The 14,074-nt window shown below is 69.2% G+C and carries 11 protein-coding genes; 5 read left to right on the forward strand and 6 right to left on the reverse strand.

Translation table 11 applies throughout. The features are described 5' to 3' along the window. The first annotated feature begins 101 nt into the window (after positions 1 to 101). Entirely contained in the window at positions 102 to 878 is a 777-nt protein-coding gene (locus DIE12_RS00150) for a glucose 1-dehydrogenase (protein WP_124484724.1), read from the forward strand. Between the two features lie 523 nt (positions 879 to 1,401). Further along, positions 1,402 to 3,267 carry a phosphoenolpyruvate carboxykinase (GTP) gene (locus tag DIE12_RS00160; RefSeq protein WP_124519380.1) on the forward strand — a complete coding sequence of 622 codons (1,866 nt, stop codon included), beginning with the start codon at positions 1,402 to 1,404 and terminating at the stop codon, positions 3,265 to 3,267. 139 nt (positions 3,268 to 3,406) lie between these two features. Here the strand turns inward: DIE12_RS00160 and DIE12_RS00165 are convergent, their stop codons facing one another. From DIE12_RS00165 to DIE12_RS00185, 5 genes are all read right to left on the reverse strand, one after another. Next, entirely contained in the window at positions 3,407 to 4,312 is a 906-nt protein-coding gene (locus DIE12_RS00165) for an NAD-dependent epimerase/dehydratase family protein (protein WP_124519381.1), read from the reverse strand. A gap of 78 nt (positions 4,313 to 4,390) precedes the next feature. Continuing rightward, entirely contained in the window at positions 4,391 to 5,227 is an 837-nt protein-coding gene (locus tag DIE12_RS00170) for an SDR family NAD(P)-dependent oxidoreductase (protein ID WP_124519382.1), read from the reverse strand. Positions 5,228 to 5,267: 40 nt separating this feature from the next. After that, positions 5,268 to 6,026, reverse strand: coding sequence for an SDR family oxidoreductase (locus DIE12_RS00175; protein WP_014899307.1), 759 nt, complete (start codon positions 6,024 to 6,026; stop codon positions 5,268 to 5,270). Between the two features lie 40 nt (positions 6,027 to 6,066). Then, positions 6,067 to 6,924 (reverse strand): SDR family NAD(P)-dependent oxidoreductase, encoded by an 858-nt coding sequence (locus DIE12_RS00180; RefSeq protein ID WP_124519383.1) that lies wholly within the window; start codon positions 6,922 to 6,924, stop codon positions 6,067 to 6,069. Positions 6,925 to 6,927: 3 nt separating this feature from the next. Then, entirely contained in the window at positions 6,928 to 7,344 is a 417-nt protein-coding gene (locus tag DIE12_RS00185) for a nuclear transport factor 2 family protein (RefSeq protein WP_124519384.1), read from the reverse strand. 459 nt (positions 7,345 to 7,803) lie between these two features. Between DIE12_RS00185 and DIE12_RS00190 the strand changes: the two genes are divergently transcribed. Further along, a complete protein-coding gene (locus tag DIE12_RS00190) occupies positions 7,804 to 8,013 on the forward strand; it encodes a hypothetical protein (RefSeq protein ID WP_124519385.1) in 210 nt (69 codons plus the stop codon). 302 nt (positions 8,014 to 8,315) lie between these two features. Continuing rightward, a complete protein-coding gene (locus DIE12_RS00195) occupies positions 8,316 to 9,812 on the forward strand; it encodes an FAD-dependent oxidoreductase (protein WP_124519386.1) in 1,497 nt (498 codons plus the stop codon). 109 nt (positions 9,813 to 9,921) lie between these two features. Here the strand turns inward: DIE12_RS00195 and DIE12_RS00200 are convergent, their stop codons facing one another. Next, positions 9,922 to 11,586 carry an acid phosphatase gene (locus tag DIE12_RS00200; protein ID WP_124519387.1) on the reverse strand — a complete coding sequence of 555 codons (1,665 nt, stop codon included), beginning with the start codon at positions 11,584 to 11,586 and terminating at the stop codon, positions 9,922 to 9,924. A 417-nt stretch (positions 11,587 to 12,003) separates the two neighbouring features. Between DIE12_RS00200 and ftsH the strand changes: the two genes are divergently transcribed. After that, complete coding sequence (gene ftsH / locus DIE12_RS00210) at positions 12,004 to 13,971, forward strand: ATP-dependent zinc metalloprotease FtsH (protein WP_124484733.1); 1,968 nt, start codon at positions 12,004 to 12,006, stop codon at positions 13,969 to 13,971. The last annotated feature ends 103 nt before the right edge of the window (positions 13,972 to 14,074 follow it).

Raw genomic sequence — 14,074 nt, forward strand, 5'->3', positions numbered from 1 at the left:
TGATCGGCCGCGCACCGGCGTGCAGCCGGGCGTGGCGGCCAGCAAACGGAACCGGAACCGGAACCGGAACTGAAATCGAAACGAATCGAAGAGAGAACGACATGAGTCGACTGGAAGGAAAGGTAGCGATCGTCACGGGCGGCGCGCGCGGAATGGGCGCGGCGACGTGCAGGCTGTTCGTCGAAGAGGGCGCGCGCGTCGTGATCGCCGACGTGCTCGACGCGGAAGGCGAAGCGCTCGCGCGCGAGCTCGGCGACGCCGCGCGGTTCATGCGGCTCGACGTGGCCGACGAAGCGAACTGGCAACGCGTGGCCGACGCGACCGTCGAGCAGTTCGGCCGCATCGACGTGCTCGTCAACAACGCGGCGGTGCTGATGTTCGGCGCGATCACCGAGTTGTCGAAACGCGATTTCGAGCGTGCGGTGTCGATCAATCTGGTCGGCACGTTCGTCGGCATCCATACGATCGCGCCGCGCATGATCGCGCAAAAGCGCGGGTCGATCGTCAACATTTCGTCGGTGGACGGGCTGCGCGGCGTGAATGCGCTGGCCGCCTACGTCTCGAGCAAATGGGGCGTGCGCGGGCTGACGAAGGTGGCGGCGCTCGAACTCGGCCACCAGGGCGTGCGCGTGAATTCGATCCATCCCGGTGGCGTGAACACCGCGATGTCGAACCCGACCGGCGCGCCGCTCGACGAAGTCAACAAGCACTACACGCACGTGCCGCTGCAGCGGGTCGGCTTGCCTGAGGAAATCGCGCGCGCGACGCTGTTTCTCGCGAGCGACGAAGCGTCGTACTGCAACGGCGCCGAGCTGTCGGTCGACGGCGGGATGGCGGCGGGCGCGTATTACCCCGGATTGCCCGGCGCGCCGTTTTGAGCGGTAGCGTACACAACGCGTGCGCGACGGATGTTTGTGTACGCAACCTAATTCAGGGTTTGCCTGAGTAGCGAAAACGCGAATTCGGACGGCGACGGTTCGGGTGCATCGCATGCGAACCTGTCGCGCCGATTTTGCGCTTTTGCGAAACCCTTGCCGGACGGACGTTCCAGCCGTTTCGTCCCCAAAGCGCACGCGGCGGCGCAAAAAAAGGACCTGCCGGCAAGCGGCGTGCCGGCGCGTCGACACAGTTGTTTCTTGTTGCAACGCAACGCCAGCCCAATAACGGCGATGGTATGCTGGCCGATATGGAGTTGTATGGCAGGTTGCTTGCATGGCGAAACTCGCGTTCGCACACTCATACGAGACATCACATTCTCTCGCCCGCATCGCGGCATCGACACGCGCTCCGCTCGCGCGTCCCGCCTTGCGCGTCGCTTCAACCTGCGCTCCGACCGCATTCCCCATCTCGCGGGCTCGCCCCGCATCCCCCATCCCCGCCCAATAATCTGGAGACGTTCCCATGTCGCAAAACTCTTTGGCCGAAGCGACGCACGGCCCGCTGATCGCTCCCCCGGCATACGTCAAACATCGCAAGCTGATCGACTGGGTATCGCGCATCGCGGCGCTGACGGAGCCCGAGCGTGTCGTCTGGTGCGACGGCTCGCAGGAAGAGAACGACGCGCTGTGCCAGGCGATGGTCGACCAGGGCACGCTCACGCGCCTGAACCCGGCGAAGCGCCCGAACTCGTATCTCGCGCAGTCCGATCCGTCCGACGTCGCGCGCGTCGAGGACCGCACCTTCATCTGCACCGAATCGCCCGACGACGTCGGCCCGACCAACAACTGGATCGCGCCGGAAGAAATGCGCGAGACGCTGAACGGCCTGTTCCGCGGCTCGATGCGCGGCCGCACGCTGTACGTCGTGCCGTTCTCGATGGGCCCGCTCGGCTCGCCGATCGCGCACGTCGGGGTCGAGCTGTCCGACAGCCCGTACGTGGCCGTGAACATGCGGATCATGACGCGCATGGGCCGCGAGGTGTATGACGTGCTCGGCGAGGACGGCGAATTCGTGCCGTGCGTGCACAGCGTCGGCCATCCGCTCGAAGCGGGCCAGAATGACGTGCCGTGGCCGTGCAACCCGGTCAAGTACATCGTGCATTTCCCCGATACGCGTGAAATCTGGAGCTTCGGCTCCGGCTATGGCGGCAACGCGCTGCTCGGCAAGAAGTGCTTCGCGCTGCGCATCGCGTCGACGATGGGCCGCGACCAGGGCTGGCTCGCCGAACACATGCTGATCCTCGGCGTGACGTCGCCGGCCGGCAAGAAGTATCACGTCGCGGCCGCGTTCCCGTCCGCGTGCGGCAAGACCAACTTCGCGATGCTGATCCCGCCGCAGGGCTTCGACGGCTGGAAGGTCACGACGATCGGCGACGACATCGCGTGGCTGAAGCCCGGCCGCGACGGGCACCTGTATGCGATCAACCCGGAAGCCGGCTTCTTCGGCGTCGCGCCGGGCACCGGCGTGAAGACCAACCCGAATGCGATCTCGACGCTGAAGGAGAACGTGATCTTCACGAACGTCGCGCTGACGGAGGACGGCGACGTGTGGTGGGAAGGCCTGACCGACACACCGCCCGCGAAGCTGACGGACTGGCAGGGCAACCCGTGGACGCCGGAGATCGGCAAGGAAACGGGCCGCAAGGCCGCGCATCCGAACTCGCGTTTCACGGCGCCGGCATCGCAATGCCCGTCGATCGACGCGGACTGGGAGAACCCGGCCGGCGTGCCGATCGACGCGTTCATCTTCGGCGGCCGCCGCTCGACGACCGTGCCGCTCGTGACCGAGGCGCGCGACTGGGTCGAAGGCGTGTACATGGCCGCGACGATGGGCTCCGAGACGACCGCCGCCGCGGCCGGCCAGCAGGGTGTGGTGCGCCGCGACCCGTTCGCGATGCTGCCGTTCTGCGGCTACAACATGAGCGATTATTTCGCGCACTGGCTGAAGCTCGGCAAGCAGCTCGAAGGCGCGGGCGCGAAACTGCCGAAGATCTACTGCGTGAACTGGTTCCGCAAGGACGCGAACGGCAAGTTCGTGTGGCCGGGCTTCGGCGAGAACATGCGCGTGCTGAAGTGGATGCTCGATCGCCTCGAAGGCAACGGCGGCGGCGGCGAACATGCGTTCGGCGTGTCGCCGGCGTATGACGACCTGCACTGGGACGGGCTCGACTTCACGCGCGAGCAGTTCGAGGCGGTCACGTCGATGAATGCAGGCGAATGGCGCGAGGAACTGAAGCTGCATGCGGCGCTGTTCGACACGCTGAAGCTGCGTCTGCCGTCGGAGTTGACCGAGACGATGAAGAACATCGAACAGCGTATCGGCGGCTGACGATGCGAGTCGAAGTCACGCAGTAACGACGTAACGCCGTTGTGGCATGAACGTCCCGCCGCCGGCATGCATCGCCGGTGGCGGGACGTTTTCGTTTCTGCTTCGTTTCAGCGTCGCGCGTGCAACGCCGGCCGTGCGCTTACGCGCCGCACTGCGCGACCACTTCGTTCACCGCGCGCTGCACGTCGCCGCGCCGGTAGCGCAGCAGCGCGATATCGGCCGGGTCCGGCTCGTACGCCACGACGTTGCCGCGCCCCGTATAGATCGCGATGTCCGGCAGCAGCGGATGCTCCTGGTCGAGCGACGGCACCGGCTGCGGATTGCCGGCCGCGCGAAAGAACGCCGCGAAGTAGTCGGCGAAGCTCAGGTTCTCGTCGCCGACGAGATAGGCCTTGCCGGATTCGCCGCGTTGCAGCGCGCCCCAGATCGCTTCCGACAGCGATTGCGTCGAGATGAAGTTGCTGCCGCCGGCCGGCCCGTACACCGGCAGCCCCGCGAGTTTCCCCTGCGCGTAGCCCGTGTACGCGGCGAACATCTCGTTGCGCAGCCCCGGCACCGAGCCGACCACGAACGGCGCGTTCACGCTGCATACCGCGAACGACGGCGACGCGAGCGCGCGCACGCGTTCGTCGGCGAGATGGCGCGAGCGCACGTACGGCACCGTGTCGACGAGCGCCGGCGCGACCTGCGGATAAAAGCTGCCGACCAGCACCGCGCGCTTCACGCCCGCGTCGCGCGCGAGCGCGAAGAAGCGCGGCACCGCGTCGACGTTCGCGCGTTCCCAGTGCGCGGCTTCGTCGGTGCCGGGCGGCAGGTGGCGAATGTCGTTGCCGGCCGCGAACACGACCGCGTCGAATGGCGCGAGATCGTCGCGCGTGAAGTTGCCGGCCACGTAGTCGCGCAGCAGCACGTCGAATTGCGCGAGCGCGCTGCCCGGCGCGGGCGGCTTGCGCGCGGTGAGCGTCACGTCGTTGCCTTGCGCGCGCAGATGCAATGCGGCGTGGCCGCCGATGAGGCCGGTACCGCCGATGATCAGGATTTTCATGGTGTCTCCGGTGGCGGCGCCGCTGCGCCGCTTGAATTGAACCGATGATTGAACGGACGAATCCGTGCGGAACGTCGCTCAGAAATTGAAGCCGTTGCCGGTGACGACCGGCATGTTGGTCCAGAATCCGTTCGGATCGCGATACCAGCCGGCCGCCGCGAGTGCGCCGCCGTCGACGTGCAGCGTCGTGCCGGTGACCCATGCGGCGAGCGGGCTCGCGAGGAACAGCGCGGCGCCCGCGATGTCGCCGGCCGCACCGAAGCGCCCGAGCGGAATCCAGCGCGGGACGTGCGCGCGATGCTCGGGCGCGACCATCGCGCTGACCGGCACCTGCGGCGTCTCGGTGGTCTCCGGCGCGATCTGGTTCACGCGGATGCCGGCCGGCCCGAGTTCGAGCGCGAGGCTTTTCGTGAAGCCGGTCAGCGCGGCCTTGAACGACGCGTACACGGTGCAGTTCGGAATCGCGCGAAAGCCCTCGATCGACGACACGCCGACGATGCTGCTGCCCGCGCCGCGCTTGCGCAGCAACGGCAGCATCGCGCGCGTGACGACGAACACCTGGCGCAGGTTCACGTCGAACAGCCGCGCGATGTCGTCGTCGGTATGGTCGTCGAACGGCTTCGCGATCTGCAGGAAATCGCCGACGTTGTTGACGAGCACGTCGAGCCCGCCGAAGCGGGCGTCGATCGTCCGCGCGAACGCGTTGACCTCGTCGCGGCGCGTGACGTCGACGGTGCCGACCAGCGCGTCGACGCCCGCGGCTTCGAGTGCCTGACGCACGTCCTGCGCGCGGGCGGGATCGACCTCGGCCACCACGACCCGCGCGCCCGCCGCGCCGAACGCTTGCGCGCACGCGCGGCCGATGCCCGCGCCGCCGCCGGTGACCAGCACGGTCTTGCCGGAAAAGGAAATCATCGGAACGCTACTCCTTCGAACGGAAAAGCCACGCGCCGCATCACAGCGACGCAACTAGTTGCGCGTTGTCGATCCGCAGCTCCGCGCCGTTCACGAAGCGCGATTCGTCGGATGCGAGGAACAGCACGAGATTCGCGACGTCCTGCGGATCGCACATGCGTGCCATCGGATCGTTGCCGATGCCGAGCTCGGCCGGATCGAGGCCGGGCATCAGCGCCTGCGTCATCGGTGTCCAGATGCCGTCCGGGTGGATCGAGTTGCAGCGGATCCGGTAGCCGCTGCGCTTGCAGTGCACGGCGACGCTGCGCGCGAGCGCCGTTACCGCGCCTTTCGAGCCGGTGTACGCGCACATCATCGGCAGGCCGCCGAGCGCGGCGACCGACGACATCATCACGATCGAGCCCGGCGTGTCGTTGTGCTTCATCGCGCCGATCGCGTACTTGCAGCCGAGGAAATAGCCGTCCGCGTTGACGCGCAGCACGCGTCGCCAGGTGTCGAGGCTCGTGTCCTCGATCGAGCCGACCGGGCAGATCGCCGCATTGTTGACGAGCACGTCGAGGCGGCCGAAGCGCTCGAGCGTCGACGCGATCGCGTGCCGCCAGCCGTCTTCGTCGGCGATGTCCTGATGGACGAACAGCGCGGTGTCGCCGATCTCGCGCGCGAGTGCGCGGCCCGCATCCTCGTCGATGTCGGTGAGCACCACGCGCGCGCCTTCGGCGGCGAGCAGCAGCGCATCCGCGCGGCCGACCCCGCTCGCCGCGCCGGTGATCAGCGCGACCTTGTTTGCGACTCGATTCATGTCCGGTCGATTTCCTGTGACGTTGAAAGAAGGCGGGCGCTCATGCGGCGCCCGGCGCACGGCCGGCCCTGACCGCGTCGAGCGCGGCCGCGCCGTAGATCTGCGCGATGGTGGCGTCGACGCGCGGGTTGGCGCGCAGCTCGTGGCCGCCGTCGACCGCGAAGCTCTGGCCGGTGACCCAGCCCGACTCGGGGCCGGCGAGATAGCGCACCGCGTGCGCGATCGCTTCCGGCTCGCCGAGTGAGCCGAGCGGAATCTGGTCGAGGAAGCTGTCGACGAGCGCCCGGTTGTCGAACATCGGCGCGGTGGCCTCCGAGCGCGTGAGGCCCGGTCGCACCGCGTTCACGCGGATCCTCGCGCCGGCCAGTTCCTCGGCGGCCCCGCGCACCAGCGCTTCGAGCGCGGCCTTCGCGGTGCAGTACGCGGTCAGCCAGCGGAAATTGATCTGCGCGGCCGTCGACGAGATGCAGACGATCGTGCCGCCGCCGCTGTCGGCGAGCCGTGGCGCCGCGTGACGGATCGCGGCGAACGCGCTGTTCAGGTTCAGCTCGATTTCCGCGCGGAAGCTGTCGGCGTCGTGCATCAGCAGCGGCCGGAACCCGGCGCCGCCGACGGTCGGCACCACGATGTCGAGCCGGCCGTCGAGCGCCCACGCGGTATCCAGCGCCGCCTGCAGGTCGCCGTCGTCGCACGCGTCGCCGGCATGGATCGCGACGCGGCTGCCGGGCAGCGTGTCGGTCAGGTGCCGCTGCGTGCGTTCGAGTGCATCGCGGCGGCGGCCCATCAGCACGACGCCCGCGCCATCGGCGGCAAGCGCGTGCGCGCAGGCCGCGCCGATGCCGCCGGCGCCGCCCGTGACGAGCGCGGTGCGGCCGGCGAGGGGAAGGGATGCGCGCATCGTTCAGCCCTCCAGCGGCAGGTCTTGCGACCAGTCGACGTGCAGCGTGCGCGCGGCGAAGCGCCACGTGCCGCCGTCGAGCACGCAGCGGTCGCGATAGCGCAGCCCCCAGTCGAGCTTGCGCTTCACGCCGTCGCGCACGTACACGTGGCACGCGAGGCAGTAGGTCTCGACGTCGGCCTCACCGCCGTCGAGCGTGGCGAGCTGGTTGTGCACGTGATGCTGGGTGGTTTCGTAGCGCTCGATCACGCGCATGCCGGCGACGATCGCATCGCGGTCGTCGAAACAGAAACCGGGGCCGTCGAGCTGGGCGTCGGCGGTGAAGAGGGCGGCGAGGCGCGGCCAGTCGCGCCGGTCGACGGCCTGCGCGTAACGGCACGCGAGTTCGTACAGCGCGTGGCGGGGATTCGATTCGGTCATGCGGTACTCCCGTGAATGAACGGAAAGACTCGGTCGCGCCGCGAGCGCTGACGCGACGGCATTGCGACGTCGACCCGCAGGTTCGCATCCGGCCGCGCGATCCTCATCATCCATACGGAGCAGGGGCACGATCAGGGAAAACACCGGCGCGGCGGCCGCGCATCGTCCGATGGTGCGATGCAGCGGCGAACGCATGGCATGCGCCCGAAGATCGCGCGCCCCGTCACGACGGGCTGCGGTACGCGGTTTTCCGATCGCGACGCCGCTGCCACCGCTCGGCGATGCTGCGGCGCCGCACGTCGCGCCAGGGCCGCTTCGCGTTTGCCCCTAGTCGAAACGGACGATGGCCGGCGGGCCGGCGCTGGCTACCGTGCAGTCATCCGGTGCGGTTGCCTGTTTGCCCGAGGCCAGTGCGCCGGACACGAACCGCGATAGCGGCCAACCGGAGGGGACACGATCATGAGACTGACGACTCGCAAGCTGTGCGTATTGGCGATGGGCGCGTTCGCGGCGATGGCGATGGCGCGATATGGCGCCGATCAGGTCCCGGCGCCGCCGTATGCGGCCGGCATCCTGCAATGTCGCTCGCTCGATGCGAACGGGCTGCCGACCGGTTGCGTGCCGATCGATCCTTCGCGCTTCGGTTTCGCCGCGTTGCGCGGCATGTGACGATGGCGCGGCCGCGTGCCGCGCCGACTCGATGTCACGTTGACGCCGTCACGATGCGACGGCGACCGGGTGGACGGCGTTCGCTCAGCGCAGTGTCGCGGCGCGGCACGCTCGCGGCAGTTCGTCCGGCGTGTGCATGCCCCCGGCTTGGCTCGCCGCTGCCGCTCGATTTCCCCGTCGACGACGCGGCGTTCGCGTGCCTGCGATCGCTCGCATCGACGACGTGCCGGCCTGCCGGGCCGGCCGCGCTGCGCCCCGACCGCCGCTTTTCACCGAATCCCTTCACGCAGACCCTTGCCTCCATGTCATCCGAATATTCCCTCGCTCGCCCCCTGAATATCCGCGACGTCCATCGCTGGGACGCCGAACACGACGTCGTGATCGTCGGCTTCGGCGCGGCCGGCGCGTGCGCGGCGATCGAAGCCGCGAGCGCCGGCGCCGACACGCTGATCGTCGAGCGCGCGTCGAGCTACGGCGGCACGAGCGCGCTGTCCGGCGGCGAGATCTACCTCGGCGGCAGCGGCGGCACGCCCGCGCAGCGGCAGGCCGGCTTCAGCGACGACACCGAGGACCTGTACCGCTACCTGATGCTCGCGGGCGGCCGCGACGCCGACGAGGCGAAGGTGCGCCTCTATGCGAACGAGAGCCTCGCGCATCACGACTGGCTGGTCGCGCAGGGCGTCACGTACAAGAACACGTTCATCGCCGAACGGATCGTCGAGCCGGAAACCGACGACTGCCTGATCTGGTCGGGCAGCGAGGAGGCCTGGCCATTCAGCGATACCGCGAAGCCTTGCCCGCGTGGCCACACGCCGCAATGGCCGGGCTGGGGCGGCGGGCAGATGCTGATGCGCGTGCTGGCCGAGCGCGTGCAGGCGCTCGGCGTGTCGACGCGCTACGACACGCGCGCACAGGCGCTGATCGTCGACGATGCCGGCGCGGTGCGCGGCGTCGTGCTGCGGGCGTACGGCGAGACGGCGTTCGTGCGGGCGCGCCGCGCGGTGATCCTGTGCGCGGGCGGCTTCGCGATGAACCGCGACATGGTGCGCCGGCATGCGCCGCAGTTCCTGCGCTCGGCCGAACCGATCGGCAGCCCCGGAGACGACGGCTCGGGCATCCTGCTCGGCCAGAGCGCGGGCGGCGCCGCGATCCACATGGACCAGGGTTTCGTCAGCCTGCCGTTCTACGCGCCCGAATCGCTGATCCGCGGGATCTTCGTGAACGCGCGCGGGCAGCGTTTCATCAACGAGGACGGCTATCACGGCCGCACGGGCCACCACGCGTTCCACCAGGCCGACGACCGGATCTACCTGCTGGTCGACCAGGCGACCTACCAGGAGCCGCCGGACATCGCGCGGATCGGCATCGCGGCGGCCGGCGAGACCTGGGACGAAGTCGAGCGCGACCTGCAGATGCCGGCCGGCACGCTGACGGCGACCGTCGACGTCTACAACCGTCACGCGGCCGAAGGCGTCGATCCGCTGTTCCACAAGGCGAAGAAGTGGCTGAAGCCGCTGATCGAGCCGCCGTTCGTCGCGCTCGATTGCCGGATCGATTACGCGTTCTACCCGCATTTCACGCTGGGCGGGCTCGATACGCTGCCGACCGGGCAGGTGCTCGACGCGGCGCGCACGCCGGTGGCGGGCCTCTATGCGGCCGGCCGAACGACCTGCGGGCTGCCGCGCTGGGGCGCCGGGTACAGCTCGGGATTGTCGCTGGCCGATGCGACGTTCTTCGGCCGGCAGGCAGGTCGTCATGCCGCAAGTGCGGCGAGCGACGCGTTGCACGGCGTCGCGTAGCGTCGCCTGCGTGGAGCACGGATCGCAGAACGCACACGGCAAAACACGACGCCCCGGGCAACCGCGTTGCACCGGGGCGTCGTCGTTTCGGCGAGGCGTCAGTCGTTCGTCAGCCGAGATCCAGCGCGTTCGTCAGATCGCCCGGCGGCGTCGCGCCGCGCGCCGCGAACGCCTTGTCGCGCGCGGCGACGCCGTCGAGCGGCGCGAGCCCGTGCACGCGGCTGATGAAGCGCAGGATCGAGTTCGTGTCGTACATCGTGTGGTCGACGTAACCCTTCTTCGCGAACGGCGAGATCACGAGCGCCGGAATCCGCGAGCCGGGGCCCCAGCGATCGCCGACCGGCGGCGCGACGTGATCCCACCAGCCGCCGTTCTCGTCGTGCGTCATCACGATCACCGTGTTCGCCCACTGCGGGCCGCGCCGGATGCGTTCGATCACGTGCGCGATGTGGCGGTCGCCGGATTCGACGTCCGCATAACCCGCGTGCATGTTCAGGTTGCCCTGCGGCTTGTAGAACGCGACGGCCGGCAGGCGGCCCGCGTCGATGTCGGCGATGAAATGATTGGTCGACGGCTCGTCGCCGAGGCCCGCATCGCGCAGGTGCTTGCGGCGCGCGTCGGTGCCCGGCGCGTAGTTCACGAAGTAGTTGAACGGCTGGTGGTGGTACTGGAAATCCGGCACCATGCCGGTGTCGCGGTGCTCGAGCGCGTATTGCCACGCGCCGCTGTACCACGCCCAGTCGACGTTCTTCTCCGACAGGCGGTCGCCGATCGTCGCATGGCCTTGCGGCGGGATCACGCGATGATCGGACGGATCCGCATACGCGGCGTTGCCCGGATCGGCCGGCGGCACGTAGCTCGGCTGATACGGCGGCGCCATCGTGTTGACGCCGTAGCCATCGGGCGTCAGCGGGCCGTCGACCGCGAACTTCGGCGGGCCGTCGAGCGCGGACGCGGGCGAATCGGCGGCGAGCGTCAGGCGCGTGCCGGCCGGATCGTCGCCGTCGACCTTCGACAGCAGCTTCGCCGCATGCGGATGCTTGTGCGCATCCGGATACATCGGCGGCTGCGCGGAAATCAGGAACATGTGGTTCAGCCACGACCCGCCGAAGGCCGCCATGAAGAAGTTGTCGCACAGCGTGTATTGCCGTGCGAGGTTCCACAGCCGCAGCGTGTCGGCGGAATTGCGGTAATGGCCCATCACGAGGCCGCCGGAATCGGCCCACGCGGCGAACTGGTCGTTGCGGCCCGCGGCGATCTGCATCTGGTTCTGGTAGAAGCGGTGCCACAGGTCGCGCGTGATCACGCCGTTCGGCAGCGGCTTGCCCTGCGCGTCTGCGATCCGGAACGGCGCGTTCGGCAGCTTGTCGATGTCGCGCTCGGCGATCGCGTAGCGCTGGCCGCCGACTTCCTGCGCCTGCGGCACGAGCCCGCCCCAGATCTTCGGCAGCACCGGCAGCGGCGTCTTGCCGTCGCGATCGAGCTGCCGCGCGTGCTCGGGTTTCACCTCGCGCAGCGGATATTGCACGCCCGGGAAATCGCCGTACAGGTTCGCGAAGCTGCGGTTCTCCGCATAGATCACGACGATGTGGCGCACCTGCCGGCGCAGTGCGTCGTCGATCCGCAGGTCGGCGGCCGAGCGCGGCGCGCTGCCCGGCGTGGTCTCGCAGCCGCCGAGCGCGACGCCCGCGCCGAGCGCGGCGAGGCCGCCGAGCATGCGGCGGCGGTCGGGATCGGCGGGAAGGTCGTCGGGGCGATCGGGGGTGTCGTTCACGTCGTGTGCTCCTCGGATGGGCGGTTGTCGTTCGATGCGCGGCAGCGTCGCACAGCCTGCCGCGACGCGCGGCGGGACGCAACGGCCGGCGTCGCGCCCGGGCGCGGGCGACGCCGGCTGTCACTAAAATGTCACGAACGCGACTATAACGCGGCCGGCGGCGTCGATGAAAGGCGTTTGTCGGACAATGCGCGACGTCCGCGCGCGAACTAGACTTGAATCACGGGCGGCGCGTTGCGGCGCGCTGCCCGCGCGAACGGCGCCCGGCGGCGCCGTCGCGGTGTCATTCATGCGACGAAACGAGGCGACGATGGCGCGGATCCATTCCGTTTGCGCGTGGCCGGCGATGCCGCGCGCCGACCGGGCGCGCGTGCACGCGTAAGCGCGCGCGTCGACGCGCGCGGCCGGCCCGATGCCATGGACAGGAAATTCGATTACGCAGGATTGCTGATCGCGGCGGGCTTCTTCGTGCTGTTCGCCGCGCAGTTGCTGATGCTGCGTCCGGCGTCGACGATGATCGCGTACAGCGACTTCCACCGGCTCGTCGCCGCGCGGCTCGTCGACGATCTCGAGATCGGACCGGCGACGATCACGGGCACGCTGACGATGCCGCAGGCCGGCACGCTGCTGCCGGCGTCCGAAGTCGCGGCCGTGAAGTCGGACGGCACGCCGCCGCGCTTCAGCACCAACCGCGTGACCGACCCGCAGCTGATCGACACGCTGACCGCCGCCGGCATCCGGTTTCACGGCGCGTCCGACACCGGCTGGATCGCGTCGCTTGCGTCGTGGCTGGTGCCGCTCGTCGCGTTCGTGTTCATCTGGAACCTGATGCTGCGCAAGCGCGGCGGGCTGCAGGATTTCACCGGGATGGGCAAGAGCCGCGCACGCGTGTACGTGCAGCAGGAAACCGGCATCACGTTCGACGACATCGCGGGCATCGACGAGGCGAAGGCCGAGCTGCAGCAGCTCGTCGCGTTCCTGCGCAACCCCGATCGCTACCAGCGGCTCGGCGGCAAGATCCCGAAGGGCGTGCTCGTCGTCGGCGCGCCCGGCACCGGCAAGACGCTGCTCGCGCGCGCGGTGGCCGGTGAGGCGGCCGTGCCGTTCTTCTCGATCAGCGGCTCGGCGTTCGTCGAGATGTTCGTCGGTGTTGGCGCGGCGCGCGTGCGCGACCTGTTCGAGCAGGCGCAGCAGAAGGCGCCGTGCATCGTGTTCGTCGACGAGCTCGACGCGCTCGGCAAGGTGCGCGGCGTCGGCCCGATGTCGGGCAACGACGAGCGCGAGCAGACGCTCAACCAGCTGCTCGTCGAGATGGACGGCTTCCAGGCCGGCTCCGGCGTGATCATCATGGCCGCGACCAACCGGCCGGAGATTCTCGATCCCGCGCTGCTGCGCCCGGGCCGCTTCGACCGTCACATCGCGATCGACCGGCCCGACGTGAACGGCCGCCGCCAGATTCTCGGCGTGCACGTGAAGCGCGTGAAGCTCGCAGCCGAGGTCGATCTCGGCGAACTCGCGTCGCGCACGCCGGGCTTCGTCGGCGCCGATCTCGCGAACGTCGTCAACGAAGCCGCGCTGCATGCGGCGGAACTCGGCAAGCCGGCGATCGGGATGGACGACTTCGACGAGGCGATCGACCGCGCGCTGACGGGCCTCGAGCGCAAGAGCCGCGTGATGAACGCGCAGGAGAAGCTGACGATCGCCTATCACGAAGCCGGCCATGCGCTCGTCGCGGAAAGCCGCGCGCATTGCGATCCGGTGAAGAAGGTGTCGATCATTCCGCGCGGCGTGGCCGCGCTCGGCTACACGCAACAGGTGCCGACGGAGGATCGCTACGTCCTGCGCCGCAGCGAGCTGCTCGATCGGATCGATGCACTGCTCGGCGGGCGCGTCGCGGAAGAACTCGTGTTCGGCGACGTGTCGACGGGCGCGCAGAACGACCTCGAACGCGCGACCGCGATGGCGCGCCACATGGTCATGCAATACGGGATGAGCGAGAAGATCGGGCTCGTCAGCGTCGACGACGGCGAAACGCGCACCGGCATCCCGGGCGCATGGCATGCGGGCGAGGGCCGCTGCAGCGAGCACACCGCACGGATGATCGACGACGAGGTGCATACGCTGTTGACCGACGCGCATGCGCGCGTCGCGGCAACGCTCGGCGAACGTCGCGATGCGCTGGAGCGCATCGCGCGACGGCTGCTCGAGCGCGAAGTGCTCGAACGCGACGCGTTGCAGGCGCTGATCGACGGGCGCGAGGCGCCGGTCGCGGAATCTTCCCTGACCGATCGCGGGCCATGCACGAGTGCGAATGCGCCGGAGCAAGCGTCGGCGATCGAGCGCGATTTCGTCGCATACGGGCCGCCGCGCGAACCCGAACGCTGAAGCGCGGACCGCTCGCACAGCCGGCGGGCGGCCACGATCGCGCCGCGCCTTCGCTGCAATTCGCACTTGCCGGCACGACGTTGCGCCGGCGTTCTCTTTCCCT

It is taken from the genome of Burkholderia sp. Bp9015 (genome assembly GCF_003853505.1).
Lineage (GTDB): Bacteria > Pseudomonadota > Gammaproteobacteria > Burkholderiales > Burkholderiaceae > Burkholderia.